The sequence below is a fragment of the Nocardia carnea genome (assembly GCF_029869215.1).
Classification (GTDB): domain Bacteria; phylum Actinomycetota; class Actinomycetes; order Mycobacteriales; family Mycobacteriaceae; genus Nocardia; species Nocardia carnea_B.
On sequence record NZ_JARWPM010000209.1, the window covers coordinates 71,982 to 90,272 of the forward strand.

The 18,291-nt window shown below is 66.8% G+C and carries 17 protein-coding genes and 1 pseudogene; 12 read left to right on the plus strand and 6 right to left on the minus strand.

The genetic code is table 11. The features are described from left to right. Positions 1-93: 93 nt before the first annotated feature. Both QH276_RS14665 and QH276_RS14670 read right to left on the minus strand, forming a co-directional pair. Positions 94-1,287: an acyl-CoA dehydrogenase family protein gene (locus QH276_RS14665; protein ID WP_280398578.1), complete on the minus strand. Its 1,194-nt coding sequence runs from the start codon at positions 1,285-1,287 to the stop codon at positions 94-96. A 506-nt stretch (positions 1,288-1,793) separates the two neighbouring features. Beyond that, positions 1,794-2,198, minus strand: coding sequence for an ArsR/SmtB family transcription factor (locus QH276_RS14670; protein WP_280398577.1), 405 nt, complete (start codon positions 2,196-2,198; stop codon positions 1,794-1,796). Positions 2,199-2,284: 86 nt separating this feature from the next. On the opposite strand from QH276_RS14670, the gene QH276_RS14675 reads away from it, so the two are divergent. Together QH276_RS14675 and QH276_RS14680 are read left to right on the plus strand one after the other, a co-directional pair. Continuing rightward, a complete protein-coding gene (locus tag QH276_RS14675) occupies positions 2,285-3,166 on the plus strand; it encodes an NAD(P)-dependent oxidoreductase (protein WP_280398576.1) in 882 nt (293 codons plus the stop codon). A gap of 248 nt (positions 3,167-3,414) precedes the next feature. Continuing rightward, positions 3,415-4,893, plus strand: coding sequence for an FGGY-family carbohydrate kinase (locus QH276_RS14680; RefSeq protein WP_280398575.1), 1,479 nt, complete (start codon positions 3,415-3,417; stop codon positions 4,891-4,893). Here the strand turns inward: QH276_RS14680 and QH276_RS14685 are convergent. Together QH276_RS14685 and QH276_RS14690 are read right to left on the minus strand one after the other, a co-directional pair. Then, positions 4,886-5,647: an SDR family NAD(P)-dependent oxidoreductase gene (locus tag QH276_RS14685; protein ID WP_280398574.1), complete on the minus strand. Its 762-nt coding sequence runs from the start codon at positions 5,645-5,647 to the stop codon at positions 4,886-4,888. The two genes, QH276_RS14680 and QH276_RS14685, sit on opposite strands and share 8 nt — an antisense overlap. Further along, on the minus strand, positions 5,644-6,636 hold the full coding sequence (locus tag QH276_RS14690; protein WP_280398573.1) for a sugar-binding transcriptional regulator: 993 nt from the start codon (positions 6,634-6,636) through the stop codon (positions 5,644-5,646). Before QH276_RS14690 ends, QH276_RS14685 begins: the two co-directional genes overlap by 4 nt. A gap of 118 nt (positions 6,637-6,754) precedes the next feature. Here QH276_RS14690 and eltD point away from each other — a divergent pair, with 118 nt between their 5' ends. From eltD to QH276_RS14740, 10 genes are all read left to right on the plus strand, one after another. Continuing rightward, the gene (gene eltD / locus QH276_RS14695) at positions 6,755-7,831 is read left to right on the plus strand and encodes an erythritol/L-threitol dehyrogenase (RefSeq protein ID WP_280398572.1); all 1,077 of its coding nucleotides are present in this window, start codon (positions 6,755-6,757) and stop codon (positions 7,829-7,831) included. Positions 7,832-7,862: 31 nt separating this feature from the next. After that, positions 7,863-9,269, plus strand: a complete 1,407-nt coding sequence (locus QH276_RS14700; RefSeq protein ID WP_432278615.1) for an ABC transporter substrate-binding protein — start codon at positions 7,863-7,865, stop codon at positions 9,267-9,269. A gap of 31 nt (positions 9,270-9,300) precedes the next feature. After that, positions 9,301-10,260 (plus strand): carbohydrate ABC transporter permease, encoded by a 960-nt coding sequence (locus QH276_RS14705; protein WP_280398571.1) that lies wholly within the window; start codon positions 9,301-9,303, stop codon positions 10,258-10,260. A gap of 3 nt (positions 10,261-10,263) precedes the next feature. Beyond that, the gene (locus QH276_RS14710; RefSeq protein WP_280398570.1) at positions 10,264-11,130 is read left to right on the plus strand and encodes a carbohydrate ABC transporter permease; all 867 of its coding nucleotides are present in this window, start codon (positions 10,264-10,266) and stop codon (positions 11,128-11,130) included. After that, positions 11,130-12,263, plus strand: a complete 1,134-nt coding sequence (locus QH276_RS14715; protein WP_280398569.1) for an ABC transporter ATP-binding protein — start codon at positions 11,130-11,132, stop codon at positions 12,261-12,263. Before QH276_RS14710 ends, QH276_RS14715 begins: the two co-directional genes overlap by 1 nt. Beyond that, complete coding sequence (locus QH276_RS14720) at positions 12,260-13,381, plus strand: ABC transporter ATP-binding protein (RefSeq protein WP_280398568.1); 1,122 nt, start codon at positions 12,260-12,262, stop codon at positions 13,379-13,381. The genes QH276_RS14715 and QH276_RS14720 overlap by 4 nt, the downstream gene beginning before the upstream one ends. 10 nt (positions 13,382-13,391) lie before the next feature. Then, positions 13,392-15,110, plus strand: coding sequence for a dihydroxyacetone kinase family protein (locus QH276_RS14725; RefSeq protein ID WP_280406765.1), 1,719 nt, complete (start codon positions 13,392-13,394; stop codon positions 15,108-15,110). Further along, positions 15,107-15,568, plus strand: a complete 462-nt coding sequence (locus tag QH276_RS14730) for a ribose-5-phosphate isomerase (RefSeq protein WP_280398566.1) — start codon at positions 15,107-15,109, stop codon at positions 15,566-15,568. Before QH276_RS14725 ends, QH276_RS14730 begins: the two co-directional genes overlap by 4 nt. Positions 15,569-15,659: 91 nt before the next feature. After that, positions 15,660-17,105 (plus strand): xylulokinase, encoded by a 1,446-nt coding sequence (gene xylB, locus QH276_RS14735; RefSeq protein WP_280398652.1) that lies wholly within the window; start codon positions 15,660-15,662, stop codon positions 17,103-17,105. A 196-nt stretch (positions 17,106-17,301) separates the two neighbouring features. Continuing rightward, positions 17,302-17,877, plus strand: coding sequence for a dihydrofolate reductase family protein (locus tag QH276_RS14740; RefSeq protein WP_280398565.1), 576 nt, complete (start codon positions 17,302-17,304; stop codon positions 17,875-17,877). Here the strand turns inward: QH276_RS14740 and QH276_RS14745 are convergent. Both QH276_RS14745 and QH276_RS14750 read right to left on the minus strand, forming a co-directional pair. After that, a complete protein-coding gene (locus QH276_RS14745) occupies positions 17,859-18,158 on the minus strand; it encodes a helix-turn-helix domain-containing protein (protein WP_348536955.1) in 300 nt (99 codons plus the stop codon). The two genes, QH276_RS14740 and QH276_RS14745, sit on opposite strands and share 19 nt — an antisense overlap. Next, positions 18,159-18,269, minus strand: a pseudogene (locus QH276_RS14750) (CsbD family protein); the annotation flags it as partial. Positions 18,270-18,291: the final 22 nt, after the last annotated feature.

Sequence of the window (18,291 nt, forward strand, 5' to 3'; positions counted from 1 at the left end):
CAAGCCGATGGACTGGTCAGCGGGCAGGTCGGTCCTGACCACCGCGGTAGGTCCAGCCGCCGCATGTCCCGGCGCGCGGCCGAGTCGAGGGATTCAGGTAGGTGGTGTGCCCTGTCGCCGGGCATTCTTGACCAGGCCGCCGCCGATGATCAAGCGCTGGATTTCGCTGGTGCCTTCGTAGAGCCGCAGCAACCGGACATCGCGGTAGATCCGCTCGACCGGCACATCACGCATATAGCCGGTACCACCGTGCACCTGGACTGCGAGGTCGGCGACCTTACCGACCATTTCGGTGCAGAACAGTTTCGCCACCGACGGTGCGGTGCGCCGGTCCTCTCCGGACACCCAGCGCTGCGCGGCGTCGCGGACCAGCGCGCGGCCGGCCATCACTCCGGTCTGCATATCGGCGAGCATGGCTTGGACGAGCTGGAATTCGCCGATCGCGGTGCCGCCCTGGGTGGCGGTCGCGGCGTAGGAGACCGATTCGTCGAGGGCGCGCTGGGCGGCGCCGACGGCGAGGGCGGCGATATGGACCCGGCCGCGGGCCAGTGAGGTCATGGCCGCGCGGTAGCCGATGTCCTCGCTGCCGCCGACCAGCGCGTCGGGGCCGACGCGCACGTCCTGGAACCGGACTTCCGCGGTCCAGGCGCCCTCCTGCCCCATTTTGCGGTCCTTCGGCCCGACCTCGACGCCGGGGGAATCGGCGGGAACGAGGAAGACGGCGATGCCCGCGCCCTGTTCGTCGGCGGGGCGGGTGCGGGCGAACACCACGAACAGGTTCGCGACGGGAGCGTTGGTGATGAACCGTTTCTCGCCGTCGAGGATCCAGTCCGTGCCGTCGCGTCGTGCGGTGGTTCGTAGCGAGGCCGGGTTGGATCCGGCGCCGGATTCGGTGAGGGCGAAGGAGGCCACCACGGCGCCGGAGGCGATGGGTTCGAGCCAGCGTGCTTTCTGTTCGCCGGTGCCGAAACCGACGAGCACCTGCCCGGCGATACCGTTGTTGGTGCCGAACTGCGACCGCAGTGCGAGCGTGGTGTAGCCGAGCTCCATCGCCAGTTCCACGTCTTGGGTGAGGTCCAGGCCCAGTCCGCCCCATTCCTGCGGGATGGCGTAGCCGTAGAGGCCCATGGCCTTGGCCTGGTCGACGATCTCGGCGGGAATCCGGTCCTGTTCGGCGATCTCGCGTTCGCGTTTCATGACCACATCGCGGACGAAGCTGCGGGTCTGGGCGAGGATTTCCCGGAAATCCTCGTCGGTGACCGGTTCGGCGGCGGGTTCGCTGGACATAACAGGACTCCTCGTACCGGCAGTCTGCGCCGGTGTCGTCTGCGCGTTCGTGGATCCGATACGAATCCGCAGGTCTCCTACTGTGATTCCAACGGTATTGCGTACGGAATCGGTGTTCGACGCCCTGGTTCCGACTGCGTCAGGAGGTCGCACCGGGTGCCGCGAACCCAGACGATAGCGGCCTGCCCGGGCCAGGTCTGTGTCCCGGGCCGACAATTCCGTCCCGGCGGCGACAATGTCGCTGTCGGGATCGCACAATTCCGGGGACGCCCGGCCGGCTGCCGGAAGATGGGGAGCCGAGCGACGTCCGATTGTCGCGGCAGCGGTATCAACCGCCGTTGCCGGTGTTGTGCGCGACGATCGCGAAGTTGCCCGGCAATCGCGATCGTATCGCACTCGCCCGGCCGTCCGGAGACACCTCACCGGATCCCTGAAGGCCGCCTGCGACACCCTCCGGGTGCCGGGTATTCGGGGTCGTGCGACTCGGGCCGCACATCGGTCTCGAGTTACGTTCGCGCGTCCACCGGTCGCTTCAGCGCGGCGAGCAATTTTGTGCGATCGGCCGGCGATCCGGTCCACTTCTCGTCATCCTCGATGATCTCGACGAGACCGCGGAACACCACGTCCAGCAGGCCCGGGAACCGGGTCTGCAGGTCCTGGTAGCGCAGGTTCATCACCCGGGTGCGGCCGGCGACCGTTGTCCGGGTTATGCCGGCTTCCCGCAGCACCCGGTAGTGGTGCGAAAGCGTGGACTTGTGCAGTTCGATGCCCTGGCTGAGAGCGCCGCAGTTCTCGCCCTCGTCGCAGGCCAGGCAGGCCACCAGCTGTAGGCGGATCGGATCGGACAGCGCGTGCAGGACCGCCGCCAGGTCGAGGTCGGCGGTGTCCGGGTGCGGCAACTCGACGGGCACGATGACAGCCTCCTCCAGCCTTTGACAGTTTGGCGATCCTCCAACAATAATAGTTGGAAAATAATCAAACAATCAGGAGGTGCGGAATGTCCGTCGGGTCACGTTCGTCCGTTACGGTGCTGGGGCTCGGGCTCATGGGTTCTGCGATCGCTGAAACCCTACTGGCGCAAGGGTATTCGGCGACGGTATGGAATCGGACCGCGGCGAAGGCCGACGCTCTGGTCGAACTCGGCGCCGCTCGGGCACCGTCGGCGGCCGAGGCGGTCGCGTCCGCTCCGCTGACCATCGTGTCCTTGCTCAACGACGACGCGGTAGCGGAGGCGTTGAGTACCGCCGGCCCGGCGCTGCACGGGAAGGTGCTGGTCAACCTGACATCCTCGACCCCGCAGCAGTCGCGAGCGCGCGCCGCGTGGGCCACGCGCTTCGGTGCGGAGTATGTCGACGGCGCGGTGATGGCGGTCCCGCAAGGTATCGGGACCCCCGAGGCGCTGCTGCTGTATTCCGGATCGGAGAAAGGCTACGGCGCAGCCGAACCGGTACTCGGGGTCCTCGCTGGGCAGGGGGTCTATCTGGGCGCGGACTCCGGTCGCGCCGCGGCATTCGACGCCGCGCTGGTGTCGGTGTTCTGGCTCTCGCTCTTCGGGATATCCCTCGGCATCTCACTCGCCGAGGCCGAGGGAATCAAGGGCGGCGAGCTCGCGCGCTTCGCGCCCGCCGTGGTTTCGCTGTTGCCGGAGATGATGGCGCAAACCGCCGAACAGGTCGAAGCCGGGCGCTACCCCGGCGACGACACCACGATCTCCTCGGCGTATGAAGCCTTTACCACCCTCCGGGGTGTGGTCGCGCGCCACGGAATCGACACCGGCGTGCTCGACGCGACGGGTGCTGTCTTCCGCCGCGCACTGGACGCCGGCTATGGGTCCGATGGGCTTGCCCGGCTGGTCCCGATGCTCTCCGCGAACCGATAGCGGCAGCGGTCGACAGCACCGAAGGCCGGTTCTGTCTACGTAAGGCGGATGTGCCCGAGTGTGCACCGCCTGCGTGTCCTGCCCCGGCGCGGCAGCGCAGCCGAACAGAACCCTATCCACTCGAGGCAGCTGTAATTGCGCCGACGGCAGGATCAGGCAGGCAACCCGATTCCTGAGTGACCCGTCGACGAGTTGTCGGCAAGCCGGATCGAGTCCCTATCCGTGCAGCAGCCCCTAAGCTGACTTTCGTGGAGCTGTTCGTCGGTATCGATATGGGGACGGGGAGTAGTAAGGGGGTGCTCGTGCGACCGGATGGAGTGGTGGTTGCCGAGCATCAGGTGAGTCATGAGATGTCGATGCCGCGGCCCGGGTGGGCCGAGGTCGACGCGGTGGGTTTGTGGTGGGCGGAGGTGTGCGCGATCGGTCGCACACTGATGGCCGCCGTACCGCCGGGGGCGCGGATCGCCGGGATGTGCGTCAGCGGTGTCGGTCCGTGCTTGGTGTTGTGCGACGAGGATCTCGAACCGGTACGGCCCGCCATCCTGTACGGCATCGACACCCGGGCGTCGGTGGAGATCGCCGAACTCACCGAGTTGTTCGGCGCGGAGAAGATTCTGTCGCGGGCGGGCAAATCGTTGTCGAGTCAGGCGGTCGGCCCGAAGATCGAATGGGTGCGCAAGAACGAGCCGGAGGTGTTCGCTCGTGCCCGCCGCTGGTACGGCTCGAATTCATTCGTCGTGGCGAAGCTGACCGGTGAGTATGTCCAGGACCATCACACGGCCAGCCAATGCGATCCACTGTATTCGATTCGCGACTTCGACTGGAACGCCGAATGGGCCGGGCGGATTCTGGGCGCGCTGCCGCTGCCCCGGCTCGTGTGGCCGTCGGAGGTGGTCGGCGCGGTGACCGAGCGGGCGGCCGCGGAGACCGGGATTCCGGCGGGTACGCCCGTCGTCGCGGGCACCGTGGATGCCTATGCCGAGGCATTCAGCGTGGGTGTGCGCGATCCCGGCGACCTCATGCTGATGTACGGATCGACGATGTTCCTGGTGCAGGTACTGGAATCGTTCCATACGAATCCGGCGCTGTGGACGACGACGGGAGTCCAGGAGGGGACGTTCGCGCTCGCGGCGGGAACGTCGACCGCGGGTACGCTGGTCAACTGGTTGCAGAAGATGACCGGCGGGGCACCGTTCGATGTACTGATGACCGAGGCGGCGGCCGTGCCGGCGGGTTCGGAGGGCTTGCTGATACTGCCCTACTTGGCCGGTGAACGCACGCCGGTCTTCGATCCGGACGCGCGCGGTGTCGTGGCCGGACTGACGCTGCGGCACGGGCGTGGACATCTGTTCCGCGCGGCCTACGAGGGAATCTCCTTCGGGATTCGCCAGATTCTGGAGATGTTCGACAACGCTGATTCGCCGGTCTTGCGGGCGGTCGGCGTGGGTGGGGGGCTGCGCAGCCCGGTGTGGGCGCAGGCGCTGAGCGATATCACCGGGCTGACCCAGCTGCAGCCGGAACAGACCATCGGCGCGAGTTACGGTGACGGCCTGCTGGCCGCGATCGGCGTGGGACTGGTCGCACCGGAGACCGATTGGACGCGGATAGCCCGCGAGATCGCGCCGAACCCGGAACACCGCGAGCGATACGACGCCCTGTACGAGACCTGGCGGCAGCTGTATCCGGCCACCCGGGACCAGGTGCATACCCTGGCTCGGCTCAGCTGACCGCGTAACCACCGTCGATCGCAACGTCGACGCCGTTGATCATCGAGGCGAGGTCGGAGGCGAGGAACAGCGCTGTCGCGGACACCTCCGCGGGTGCGGCGAAGCGGCCCAGCGGGATACGGGCCAGCATCGGCGCAGCCTTCGCTTCCGCACCCCAGACCTTGCGGCCCATATCGGTGAGCACAATGGTGGGGCACAGGGAGTTCGCGCGCACGCCGTCGGGCCCGAGCTCGAGTGCGAGCACCTTGGTCGCCATCACCAGGCCTGCCTTCGAGGTGCAGTACGCGTAGTGCTCGGGCAGGGCCCGCAGGGCGGCCGCAGAGGCGACGGTCACGATCGATCCGCCGCCCGCACGGGCCATCGCGGCACCCACGGTGGCGGCGAGCAGTGCGGGGGCGCGCAGATTGACGGTGAGGACCTCGTCGAACGATGCCGCCGTCAGGTCGGTGACCATTTCCGGATGTGAGATGCCCGCGTTGTTGACGAGCACGTCGAGCCCACCGAAGACCGCCGCGGCCTCGGCAGCCAATCTCGTGGGAGCGGCCGGATCGGCGAGATCGGCGGCCATTGCCGCGACGCGAACCCCGTACTGCTGCTCCATATTCCGGGCCTGGACGTCCAGTGCATCCTGGTCGCGACCGGAGAGCACCAGCGAAGCGCCCGCCTCCGCGAAAGTCTCGGCGATATCGGCCCCGATACCTTTCGACGCACCGGTGATCAGGACGCGCTTACCGTCGAGACGAATCGAGTTCACAGACTCTCCAAAAGCTGTTGTGCGGTCGAGGGATCGGTGACGAGCTGGTTGAAGTATCCGGCGCGCGCCCCGGCGAGAATCGGTGGCACCTTCTCCGCGCCGACGGCCACGGCGATCCCCACCGGGATCTTCTGCAGCACGGACAATTCCACGGCAATCAGCCGTTCGCGGCCGGGAAAGTCGACCGGTTCACCTTCCCGGTTGTAGAACCGTGAACACACATCGCCGACCGCTTCGCGCAGGGATGCGGAGGTGGTGGGCACGAACTGAGGTATGTCATCGCGCAGCAGCGGCGGCGCGCCGACGCCCATGAGCGCGCACCGCGCCCGGGGCCACAGATTCAGCACGCGCTGAATGGATGGATCGGCATGCAGGGTGTCGTAGAGCTCGGGGCCGGGGAGCGCGGGGGCGAACAGGTAGTTCGGCCGGCCGCCGAGTTTGTTGGAGATGAGCCGGGTGATCTCGTTGGTCTGGTACCACTCCTCGGGCTGGTCGTTGCCACCGACGGTGGGGGCGACGAGGACGCCGGGGATGCGTTCGAGGTCGAACTGCGCCACTTGGTGGACGGTGCGTCCCGACGAGACCAGCAGCACGTCTCCGGGGAGGAGCCCGACCTCCGAAAGTGCCCGTGAGACAGCGGGTGCGAGGTAGCTTCCCATCACCTCTACGGTCGGCTTGGCCGGGGTCGGTGCGGGGAGCGGTGCGGATAAATGCACCCGTCGCAAGCCGATTGCCTCGGCGAGGGTGTCCGCGAGGTCGTCGCGGTCGTCGGCCTGCGGTGCGCGGACTTCGATGTGGACGATGCCCTGGCGGCGGGCTTCGGACAGCAGCCTGCTCACGGTGGCCCGGCTGACGCCCAGCTTATGGGCGACTTCGGCCTGGGTGGCGTCCTCGTCGTAATACATTTTCGCGGCCGCGTAGAGCTGCGACGGCGCGAAGCGGCCACCCTCGGCGCCCGTCGGCGCACGAGTTTCGGAGCTGCTGTGCATGACAGAAGTATTGCATTGCACATCGGTTCAAGCCAATAATTCCGTGAACATTCGTTCTGGACCAATGTGCCGACCTGGGTTACTGTGATCGGGAACATAGGGATGAAGGGCAGTGGTGATGACGGAGATGATGCAAGCGGTGATCTGCCACGGTCCCGAGGACTACCGGCTGCAAGAGGTTCCCGTTCCGGTACCGGGGCCCGGCGAAGCGCTGGTACGGGTCGAGGCAGTGGGCATCTGTGCGAGCGATCTGAAGTGCTACCACGGGGCGGCGAAGTTCTGGGGCGATGAGAACCGCCCCGCGTGGGCCGAGACAGAGGTGATCCCCGGCCACGAATTCGTCGGCGAAATCGTGCAGATCGACGCCGCGGGCGCCGCCCGCTGGGGCGTGGAGGTAGGGGACCGCGTGGTCTCCGAGCAGATCGTGCCGTGCTGGAAATGCCGGTACTGCCTGCGCGGGCAGTACCACATGTGCCAACCGCACGACCTCTACGGTTTCAAGCGCCGGACCCCGGGCGCAATGGCGGAGTTCATGGTCTTTCCCGCGGAAGCGCTGGTGCACAAGGTATCCAAGGACCTGCCGGCCGCACACGCCGCATTCACCGAGCCGCTGTCGTGTTCGCTGCACGCTGTCGAGCGGGCGGGTATCACCTTCGAGGATGTCGTGGTGGTGGCGGGTTGCGGTCCGATCGGTCTCGGCATGGTGGCCGGTGCGCGGGCGAAGAGTCCTGCCCATGTCATCGCGCTCGATATGGCGCCGGAGAAGTTGCTGCTGGCTCGTGAGTGCGGCGCCGATATCGTGATCAACATCCGCGACGAGGATGCCCAGGCCATCGTCATGGAACTCACCGACGGCTACGGTGCCGATGTCTACCTGGAAGGCACCGGCCATCCCTCCGCCGTGCCGCAGGGTTTGAACCTGCTGCGCAAGTTGGGAACCTACGTCGAGTACGGCGTCTTCGGCAGTGATGTCTCCGTCGACTGGAGCATCATCAGTGACGACAAGGAGCTCGATGTGCGCGGCGCGCATCTGGGCCCGCACTGCTGGCCGGCCGCCATCCGCATGCTCGAGTCGGGCATCCTGCCGATGGACAAGATCTGCACCCACCAGCTACCGCTCAGCGACTTTCGACAAGGTCTCGATCTGGTGGCCGGCGGAACCGAATCGGTGAAGGTTTCGCTGATTCCTTCCTGACCTGCCGAAAAGTTCGATGAGGAACAGATAAATGAGCAGAAATCAGTTCTCGCGCCGGGACATGCTACGGGCTCTGGGCCTGGCCGGTGCGGCGGCCGCGGCGCTTCCGGTGCTCTCGGCCTGTGGCGTGGGTGGCGGTGTCGAGGCCGTCAACGGCGCGGGCGAGGTGAGCGGGCCCTTCGACTGGCGCGCAGCGGAGGGGACGACGCTGCACCTGCTGCAGACGCCGCACCCGTACCAGCAGTCGCTGCAACCACTGCTCGCCGAGTTCACCCAGCTGACCGGTATCACCGTCGATACCGATCTGGTGCCGGAGGCCGACTACTTCACCAAGCTGAACACCGAATTGGCCGGTGGCACCGGTAAACACGATGTTTTCATGCTGGGTGCCTACTTCATCTGGCAGTACGGGCCCCCCGGTTGGCTGGAGGATCTGGCCCCGTGGATCGCCAACTCCTCGGCCACCAGTGACGAGTACGACTTCGAGGATATTTACGAGGGTCTGCGGACCTCCACCCGATGGGACTTCGAACTCGGCAGTCCGCTCGGTACCGGCGGACAGTGGGCGATCCCGTGGGGCTTCGAGAACAACGTGGTCGCCTACAACAAGGCCTATTTCGACCAGCGCAAGATCACGTTGCCCGACACCTTCGACAATTTCATCCAGCTGGCCGTCGATCTCACCGACCGTTCCCAGAACCGATACGGCATCGCCACCCGCGGATCCAAATCATGGGCCACCATCCATCCCGGCTTCATGACGCAATTCGTCCGGGAGGGCGCGCAGGATTACACACTCGTCGACGGCCGGCTCGAGGCCGCCATGGCTTCGGACGCCTCGGTGGACTTCACCGAGAAGTGGATCGAAATGCAGCGCCTGGCCGGGCCGACGTCGTGGACCACCTACGACTATCCCCAGGCCACCGGCGACCTCGGTGACGGCACCGCGATGATGGTCTACGACGCCGACAGCGCGACCTACCCGAAGAACAAGCCGGGTGCCAGTGCGCAAGCGGGCAATATCGGCTGGTATCCGGGCCCCGCCGGACCGGGTGGCAACTACGACACCAACCTGTGGACCTGGTCGCTGGCGATGAACGCGCAGTCGAAGAACAAGCATGCGGCCTGGTTGTTCATCCAGTGGGTCACAGGTAAGGAAGCCCTTTCGAAGGCCGTGCGGGGCGGGATCTTCGCCGATCCCGTGCGCAAGTCGGTTTTCGACGGCGTATTCACACAGCAGCTCGGCGGTATGCCCGGCTACCTGGAAGCCTTCGAAACGGTGATCGGCAGCTCGAAGATCCAGTTCACGCCGCAGAAGAAGTTCTTCGACACCACGGAGGACTGGTCCGTCGCACTGCAGGATATCTACGGCGGTGCGAGCGCCCGTTCCAGATTGGCCAGCCTGGCCAAGACCTGTACGTCGAAGGTCAATCTCTGACCCGGCGTGGGTCGAAGAAAGGGAGGTCGATATGACCACTCACTCGGTGCGTCCACCGTCACATGCCGACCCGGAAAAGCCGGGGGCAGCACAGCGAACCGACCCTCCGGAGGTGCCGCGATGGCGGCGGTCGCTGCGGCCGTACCTGCTGTCGATTCCGGCGGTGCTGATCGTGGTCGGGATTCTCTACCCGTTCGTGATCGGCGCGTACTACTCGGTGCTCAACTACGCCGCGGTGAACCCCGACCCGGTCTTCGTCGGAATCCGCAACTTCGTGAGCGTGCTGGGTGACGTCGAATTCTGGACCAGTGTCCGGGTCACCGGCACCTTCGCGGTCGTGGCCACCGCCCTCGAGACGCTCGTCGGCGTCGGGATCGCCCTCTTGCTCAACCGCTCCAGCATTATCGGCCGGATTTTCGAGAAGGTGCTGATCCTGCCGCTGATGATCGCGCCGGTGATCGCGGCCGTCATCTGGAAGCTCATGTTCAACCCGCAGTTCGGCGTGCTCAACCACGTCCTCGGCCTCGGATCCACTTTCGACTGGCTCAGCAGTGGCAATGCGCTGTGGTCGGTGATCCTGGTGGATCTGTGGATCTTCACCCCGTTCGTCGCGATCCTGGTACTCGCCGGCATCCGTTCGCTGCCCAAGGAACCGTTCGAGGCGTCGGCGGTGGACGGTGCGAGCTGGTTCTACATGTTCCGCAAGCTCATGCTGCCGATGCTGTGGCCCTACATCCTGGTCGCGGTCATCTTCCGCTTCATGGACAACCTCAAGGTTTTCGACGCGGTCTACGTCCTCACCTCGGGAGGCCCTGGCGTGGCGACGCGGACCCTGCAGATCGGGGCCTTCGAGGATTCCATCATCAACCTCGATTACTCCCGCGGCAGCACCTACATGTTCCTGCTGTGGGTGATCGTGTTCATCACCGCACGCGTCCTGGTGAGCGTGCTCGGAAAGGCGCAGCGTCGCGCTGCCGGAGCGGAGTCGTAGATCATGGCCAAGGAACTCTTACCCGGGCAGCGCCGTTTCACCCCGGCCTCCGTGGGCGCGGATATCGTGCTGATCGGCTGGTTCGTCTTCTCGCTGTTCCCCATCGTGTGGATGGTCCTGCTGGCGTTGAAGACGCCGGCGGAACAGACCACCACCTACTTCACCTTCAGCCCCACCCTGGAGAACTTCGGGACGGTGCTGAGCGGGAAGGGCACCGAACTCACCAGCGTGGACTTCAAAGCGGCGCTGGTCACCAGCCTGATCAATTGCGGTGGCGCGGTGATCGTTTCCCTGGTCATCGGTATTCCCGCAGCCTATGCGGCGGGCCGGTGGCAGTACAAAGGCTCCAGCGACCTGATGTTCACCATGCTCTCGTTCCGGTTCGCTCCCGAACTGATGGTGATCGTTCCGCTGTTCGTCATCTACAACCAGATCGGCTTGTTCGATACGAAGGTCGGCATGGTATGGGTGCTCCAGCTGGTGACGATGCCGCTGGTGGTATGGATCCTGCGGTCCTATTTCCAAGACCTGCCGGAAGATCTGGAACAGGCCGCACTGCTGGACGGATACACCCGCCGGCGGGCCTTCGTGATGGTCGCGCTGCCGCTCGTGCGGCCGGGTATCGCCGCCGCGGCACTGCTCGCGTTCATCTTCGCCTGGAACAACTACGTGTTCCCGCTGATCCTGGCCGACAGCAATGCCGCCACCGTGACCGTGGCGATCACGAAGTACCTCGGCGGTGGCGGACAGGCGTATTACAACCTCACCGCCGCTGCCGCGGTGATCGCGGCACTACCACCACTGATCCTGGCGCTCACCATCCAGCGATACCTGGTGCGCGGCCTCTCCTTCGGGGCGGTGAAATCCTGATGGCGAATCTGACGGTCAACGGACTCACCAAGCAATACGGCAAGACGGTCGGCATCGACGATGTCTCGCTCGATATCGCCGACGGCGAATTCTTCGTCATCCTCGGTCCCTCGGGTGCGGGGAAGACCACCACGCTGAAATCGATCGCCGGACTGGTCCAGGTGGATAGTGGTTCAGTACATATCGGCGGTGCGGATATGACGAACGTCGAGCCCTATCACCGCAATGTGGCGATGGCATTCGAAAGTTACGCCCTGTATCCACAGCAGACGGTGGCGCAGAACCTGTCCTCCCCGCTGCGCTCCGGGCGTAACGGGAAGTACTCCGCGGCGCAGCAACAGGAGCGCGTCGATGCCGTCACAGTGACGCTCGGCATCGACCATTTGCAGCAACGGTTTCCACGGGAACTGTCCAACGGGCAGCGCCAGCGCGTGGCCCTCGGCCGGGTGCTGATCCGGCCCGCGGACGTCTATCTACTCGACGAACCGCTGTCTCATCTGGACGCGAAACTGCGTGCGGCCATGCGCGCGGAATTACGCGAGCTCGGTCGGATGTCGAATACGACGACCGTCTACGTCACTCACGACTATCAGGAAGCCCTGGCGCTCGGCGACCGAATCGCCATCCTGCGCGATGGCAAGCTGGTGCAGGTGGATACACCGGCGGCCATCTGGCGCAGGCCGATCGACACCTTCGTGGCCAAGGCGCTCGGCCAGCCGGAGATCAACATCGTCGATGCGATCGTCGACGAGGGCACGCTGCGGGTACGCGGAAGCAGTATCGAGATACCGGTGCCTACCGAACTCGGCCTCGATACGGGTAGCGCTGTGCGGCTCGGCATCCGCCCCTGCGATATCACCCTCGCCGCCGTAGCGGACACCGCATCCGGGGTGGCGAACCTGACCGGGGTGATCACGCTGACCGAACGACTCGGGCGCAGTATCGAGGTCTCGGTCGATATCGGTGGAACGTCGCTGATCGCGCTGTCCCCGGGCGGACCGCATATTCGCGAGGGCGGCACCGTGGTGGCGACGGTACCGCTGGCCGATGTGCACATCTTCGAAGCAGGCGAACCCGGCAGCGACAGTCTCCGTCTCGGTGCTGCCGCAGCCAACACCCAGGAGCGGCGATGACAGTCGAAACCAGAAAAGGGTCGACGGCGCAACGGTTGACCCTCGAACGTCTCACCAAGACCTACGTCGCACGCGGCCGGGAAAGCTTTCAGGCGGTCAAGGGCATCGAGCTCGATATCGAACCGGGCGAACTCGTCGCATTGCTCGGGCCATCGGGCTGCGGAAAGACGACGACACTGCGGATGATCGCCGGACTCGAGACGGTGACCAGCGGCGATATCCGCATCGGCGACCGCACCATCACCCACCTGCCACCCGGGAAGCGCGGTGTGGGCGTGGGATTCGAAAGCTATGCCCTGTATCCGCCGCTGTCGGTGCGGCAGAACCTCGGCTACGGGTTGAAGGCGCGCAAGGTCGCGGACGCCGACCGGCTCGTCAGCGATATTGCGCAGCGGCTGGAACTGCAGGATGTACTCGACCTGCGGCCCGCGAGCCTGTCCAGCGGGCAGAAGCAGCGGGTCGCGCTGGCCCGGGCGCTGGTCCGGAATCCGCCGGTACTGCTGCTGGATGAGCCCCTCTCGCATCTGGACGCCTCGGCGCGCCAGCGGGTCCGGCGCGAGTTGAAGGTGCTGCAAAGGGAATTCGGCTACACCACGATCGTGGTCACCCACGACCAGGTGGAGGCGCTGAGCTTGGCCGACCGGCTCGCCGTCATGGACGGCGGAATCATCCAGCAGTTCGGTACACCCGACGAGGTTTTCGACGATCCGGCCAACCGCTTCGTCGCCGGATTCGTGGGCGAACCGCAGATCAATATCGTCGACGGTGTGGTCCGCCGCGACGGTGCGGGCACGGTGGTCCAGATCGGCGGCGGCACGGTTCCCGTCGCTGTCTCGACGGTCGCGGACGGTCAGCAGGTCGAGGTCGGTATCCGGCCACAGGACAGCCGGCTCTCCACCGAGCCGGGCGGCCCCGGCCGGCTGACGGCGTCGGTGCGCTACTTCGAACACTTGATGGAGTTCGGCCGCGCGGCGCTGGATGTACCCGGTATCGCGGAGCCTGTACTGGTCGAGACCCCGGCCCAGCAGCATTTCGCGGTGCACCAGGAGGTCGCGCTGACGGTACCGCCGGAACGGGTGTACCTGTTCGATCCCGAATCCGGACAACGATTGCGATAGAGGGCATCTGATGACGCGGCTGTACAACGACCCGGCATCGTTCACCGACGATATGCTGGCCGGATTTCTCGACGCCAACGCGGGATATGTCACCGGTGTTCCGGGCGGGGTGGTTCGCGCGTCTGCGACACCGCCGGGCAAAGTCGCCGTGGTCGTCGGTGGGGGAACGGGACACTATCCCGCGTTCTGCGGGCTGGTGGGTCGCGGTTTCGCCGACGGCGCCGTGGTCGGCAACATTTTCACCTCACCCTCGGCCGCCGCCGCGGCCTCGGTGGCCAGAGCCGCCGACGGCGGCGCCGGGGTCTTGCTGACCACCGGCAACTATGCGGGCGATGTGATGAACTTCGGTCTGGCGGTCGAGCAGTTGAACGCCGAGGGCATCCCGGCCCGGTACCTGGCCGTCACCGACGATATCGCCAGTGGAGCAGCCGACGATATCGCCGCGCGTCGCGGTATCGCGGGTGACTTCACGGTGTTCAAATGCGCGTGCGCGGCGGCGGAGGCGGGCTACGACCTGGACGGCGTGTTCCGGATCGCGACCCTGGCCAACGACAACACGCGCACCCTCGGTGTCGCCTTCGACGGCTGTACGCTGCCCGGCGCCGCGACGCCGCTGTTCACCGTCGAAGCAGGAAAAATGGGGCTGGGTCTCGGAATCCACGGCGAGCCGGGCGTCGCCACACACGAGATGCCGAGCGCCGGTGAACTCGCCGAACTGCTGGTGACCGGGGTGCTGAAGGAGAAGCCGGCCGGCGCCGGTGCTCGCATCGCGGTGATTCTCAACGGCCTCGGGCGCACCAAGTACGAGGAATTGTTCGTGGTGTGGGCAACCGCGGCCGAGTTGCTGCGCACGGCAGGCTACACGGTGGTCCAGCCGGAGGTCGGCGAGCTGGTGACCAGCCTCGACATGGCCGGCTGCTCGTTGACCGTGATGTGGCTCGACGAGGAGTTGGAGCGGTTCTGGACCGCGCCGGCGGATACCCCGGCGTATCGCCGGGGAAGCCTCGCCGAGGCTCCGCCGGAAGCTCGCCGCGGCGCCGTCACCCACACTCACCGCCAGGCGGATACCACGGCGCCCGCGGACGACGCCGCACGACAGGGCGGCGTCGCCCTCGCCGAGGCGCTGCACGCTGTCGCGTCGGCAATGGCCGAGGCGGAAGCGGAACTGGGCCGCATCGACGCGATTGCCGGTGACGGGGACCACGGGCGCGGGATGGTCCGGGGCACTGCCGCGGCCTGCGCTGCCGCCGACGCGGCCGTCGCGCGCGGGGCAGGCCAGGGCGGAGTGCTCAGGGCGGCCGGTGCCGCGTGGGCCGCGCAGGCGGGCGGCACCTCGGGCGTGCTGTGGGGGGCGGCGCTGACCGCACTGGGGGACCGGCTCGGTGATGCCGGCCGCCCGACCGACGCCGATATCGTCGCCGGACTGCGCGCCGCCTACGATGTGCTCGCTCGCCTGGGCAAGGCCCGGCCGGGCGACAAGACCATGCTCGACGCCCTGCTGCCGCTCGTCGAGGGAGCCGAAAGCGGTGCGTCCTGGCACGATGCGGCCGCCGCCGCCGAATCCGCGGCCCGCGCGACGGCCGAATTGCGTCCCAAGGTCGGCCGGGCGCGTCCGCTCGCCGAACGCAGTATCGGCAGCCCCGACGCGGGCGCGATCTCACTGGCGATCTGCGCGCGAGTCGTCGCCGATTTCTTCGAACCACTCGTCACAGAAGGAGCGCACCGATGACCGAATTGCTCAGGATCGTGGTCGGATGCGATGACGCCGGGCTCGACTACAAGAATGCCCTCAAGGCCGATCTCGAGGCAGACGACCGGGTCGCAGAAGTGATCGATGTGGGCATCGGAAACGGTGAGCACACCGCCTATCCGCATGTTGCGGTCACCGCCGCGCGGACGATTGCCGCCGGTGAGGCCGATCGGGCACTGCTGATCTGCGGCACCGGCCTCGGTGTGGCGATCAGCGCGAACAAGGTTCCGGGCATTCGCGCTGTCACCGCGCACGACAGTCTTTCGGTGGAGCGTTCGGTCCTGAGCAACGATGCGCAGGTGCTGTGCTTCGGGCAGCGCGTCATCGGCCTCGAACTGGCTCGCCGGCTGGCCAAGGAATGGCTCGGATACCACTTCGACCCCGAATCGGCCTCGGCGGCGAAGGTCGCCGCCATCGGCAGCTACGAAAAATACTGATCCGCGCTCGTCCGGTCGGCGGCCCCGGTGCTGACCGATCTGTTGAATGGAGGATGTTCGTGACGCGACAGCAGACCGCTCAGGGGATTCGATGACGCTGGTGGCCGGTGTCGACTCCTCGACCCAGGCATGCAAGATCGTGGTGCGCGACGCCGACTCCGGCCGGCTGGTTCGCCACGGTGCCGCGGAACACCCGCCGGGTACCGAGATCGACCCGGAGCACTGGTGGAATGCGTTGCAACTCGCCTTCGATCGAGCAGGTGGGCTCGACGACGTCGCCGCGGTGTCGGTCGGCGGACAGCAACACGGCATGGTGTGTCTCGACAAGGACGGCCGGGTCATCCGGCCCGCCCTGCTGTGGAACGACACGCGGTCCGCCGACGCGGCCGACGCGCTCGTCCGGGAACTCGGTGACGGTGACCGTGCGCTGGGTGCGCGCCGCTGGGTCGAGGCTGTCGGCACGGTGCCGGTGGCCGCGCTGACCGTCGCCAAACTGCGGTGGCTGGCGGACCACGAACCGAGCAATGCCGCGCGCATCGCGGCGGTGGCGTTGCCGCACGACTGGCTCACCTGGCGCCTGCGCGGCGCCGGCTCCCTGGACGATCTGGTGACCGACCGCTCCGACGCCTCGGGGACCGGTTACTTCGACGCGGTGTCCGGAACCTACCGGCGTGACCTGCTCGCAGTGGCTCTGCGGCGCCGCGAGGAAGATATCCGCTCCCTGGTGCTGCCCCGCGTCCACGGTCCCTGTGAACAGGCCGGTACGGGAGGTTCCCCACTCGGCCTTTCCCACACGATGATCGGGCCCGGATGCGGTGACAATGCCGGGGCGGCGTTGGGACTCGGACTGGACGTCGGCCGGGTCTTCCTCTCGCTGGGTACCTCCGGTGTGGTGGCCGCGGTGTCGGAGCATCGATCGGCCGACCCCACCGGGTCGGTGGCCGGATTCGCCGATGCCACCGGCAAATTCCTGCCACTGGCCTGCACCCTCAATGCCACGCGGGTGCTCGACGCCATGGCCGCGGTACTCGGGGTGAACCACGACGAATTCGATGAGCTGGCATTGAGCGCCGCCCCGGGCGCGGGCGGCCTGGTCCACGTGCCCTACCTGGAGGGAGAGCGGACGCCGAACCTTCCGCACGCCACCGGCGTGCTGAATGGTATGACGTTGTCCTCCATGACAAGAGAGAACTTCGCGCGCGCATCGGTCGAGGGTTTGCTCTGCCTGATGGCCGAAGCGTTGGAAGCTGTTCGTGCGCAGAATGTTTCGATCGAGCAGATCACTCTGGTCGGCGGCGGCGCCCGGTCGGCCGCGGTTCGTGCGATCGCCCCGTCCGTACTCGGGGTCTCCGTGCATGTTCCGCAACCCGGCGAATATGTTGCCGACGGCGCCGCACGGCAAGCGGCGTGGATAGTGTCCGGTGGACACCGGCCACCGACCTGGCCGGTGTCCGATATCGGCACCTACACCGCGCAGCGGAACTCGGGCGTGCTCGCCCGTTATCGGCGCGCGGCCGCCGAGGTCGCCGGCTCCTAGGGCGTTGTCGAGTCCGGCCCGTACCTACCTGCGGGCGTCGGGCCCCGCCGGCCGGTGTGGGCGGTCCCGCTGCCGGGAAAGGCGATCCGCGAGCACCTGAATCCCTGTCAGTGTCGGTTTCGTCCAAGACAGCGGCGGCCCGCTGTCCCTAGTCTCACCACAGGCAGAACACAGGGCCCGTACTCAGGAGGAACAGATGGCACGCGAACTCGTCTACACAGGCTTCATGTCGCTGGACGGCGTCGTGGACTCGCCGGGCGGAAAGGTCGAGGGGCATCGCAGCGGTGGCTGGGTGATGGACACCGAATTCGTGCCCGAGGCGTTCGCACTCAAAGGTGAGGAACTCGCCGATACGACCGCGTTGATGTTCGGCCGCCGCAGTTACGAGGCGTTCGCCCCGACCTGGCGCGATTCCGACGATCACCTCGCATACAAGGACCTGCCGAAGTACGTCGTCTCGTCCAGCCTGAGCGACGACGCCCTGATCGACGGGTGGGGTCCGCTCACCATCCTGCGCACCGAGGAAGACGTCGCGAAGCTGAAGCAGACCGACGGCGGCCCGATCTACCTCCACGGCAGCGCCGAACTGGCCCGGCGCCTTGCGGACGCCGATCTGATCGACCGGTACAACCTGCTCGTTTTCCCGGTGTTGCTGGGGGCGGGCAAGAGCCTGTTCAGTCGCGCGGACCGCGACAAGCAGACCCTGCGGCTGCGGGATTCGGCGTCCTACTCCAACGGCGTGACCAAGCTCGTCTACGAGGTCGTGCGCTGAGCGGGATCGAGCGCGATCGCGCCACCGGCCCGGGCGCGCAACTGCTGGGCCGTCCGGCCGACGTACCGGCGCAGCGCGCGGGCGAGATGGGGCTCGTCGTAGTACCCGAGCTTGGCGACGACGTCGCTGGGCGTCTCGCCCGAGACCAGCAGTTGGGCGGCGGTGCGGGCCCGCTCGATCTGCCGGACGGCGCCCTGCGTGAGTCCCGTCGCCGCCCGGAAACGGCGTTCGAGCGTCCGCTCGGCCACGGCCGGCGGTGCACCCCGTAGGGTCGCCACCACATCGACCAGGTCCTGCTGGGCCTTGCCTTCCGTGCGCAGGCTGTCGTTGTCGAGAACCGCTCCCGCGGCCTCCTTGACCTTGCCCTTCGCGCCCTCGACGACACCTTCGATGCCTTCGCGTGCGGTCCTGTGC

Coding starts and splice junctions, on each gene's coding strand:
- QH276_RS14665 (WP_280398578.1), bottom strand. CDS start 1,287: ATGTCCAGCGAACCCGCCGCCGAACCGGTCACCGACGAGGATTTCCGG.
- QH276_RS14675 (WP_280398576.1), top strand. CDS start 2,285: ATGTCCGTCGGGTCACGTTCGTCCGTTACGGTGCTGGGGCTCGGGCTC.
- QH276_RS14690 (WP_280398573.1), bottom strand. CDS start 6,636: ATGCACAGCAGCTCCGAAACTCGTGCGCCGACGGGCGCCGAGGGTGGC.
- eltD (WP_280398572.1), top strand. CDS start 6,755: ATGACGGAGATGATGCAAGCGGTGATCTGCCACGGTCCCGAGGACTAC.
- QH276_RS14700 (WP_432278615.1), top strand. CDS start 7,863: ATGAGCAGAAATCAGTTCTCGCGCCGGGACATGCTACGGGCTCTGGGC.
- QH276_RS14705 (WP_280398571.1), top strand. CDS start 9,301: ATGACCACTCACTCGGTGCGTCCACCGTCACATGCCGACCCGGAAAAG.
- QH276_RS14710 (WP_280398570.1), top strand. CDS start 10,264: ATGGCCAAGGAACTCTTACCCGGGCAGCGCCGTTTCACCCCGGCCTCC.
- QH276_RS14715 (WP_280398569.1), top strand. CDS start 11,130: ATGGCGAATCTGACGGTCAACGGACTCACCAAGCAATACGGCAAGACG.
- QH276_RS14720 (WP_280398568.1), top strand. CDS start 12,260: ATGACAGTCGAAACCAGAAAAGGGTCGACGGCGCAACGGTTGACCCTC.
- QH276_RS14725 (WP_280406765.1), top strand. CDS start 13,392: ATGACGCGGCTGTACAACGACCCGGCATCGTTCACCGACGATATGCTG.
- QH276_RS14730 (WP_280398566.1), top strand. CDS start 15,107: ATGACCGAATTGCTCAGGATCGTGGTCGGATGCGATGACGCCGGGCTC.
- xylB (WP_280398652.1), top strand. CDS start 15,660: ATGACGCTGGTGGCCGGTGTCGACTCCTCGACCCAGGCATGCAAGATC.
- QH276_RS14740 (WP_280398565.1), top strand. CDS start 17,302: ATGGCACGCGAACTCGTCTACACAGGCTTCATGTCGCTGGACGGCGTC.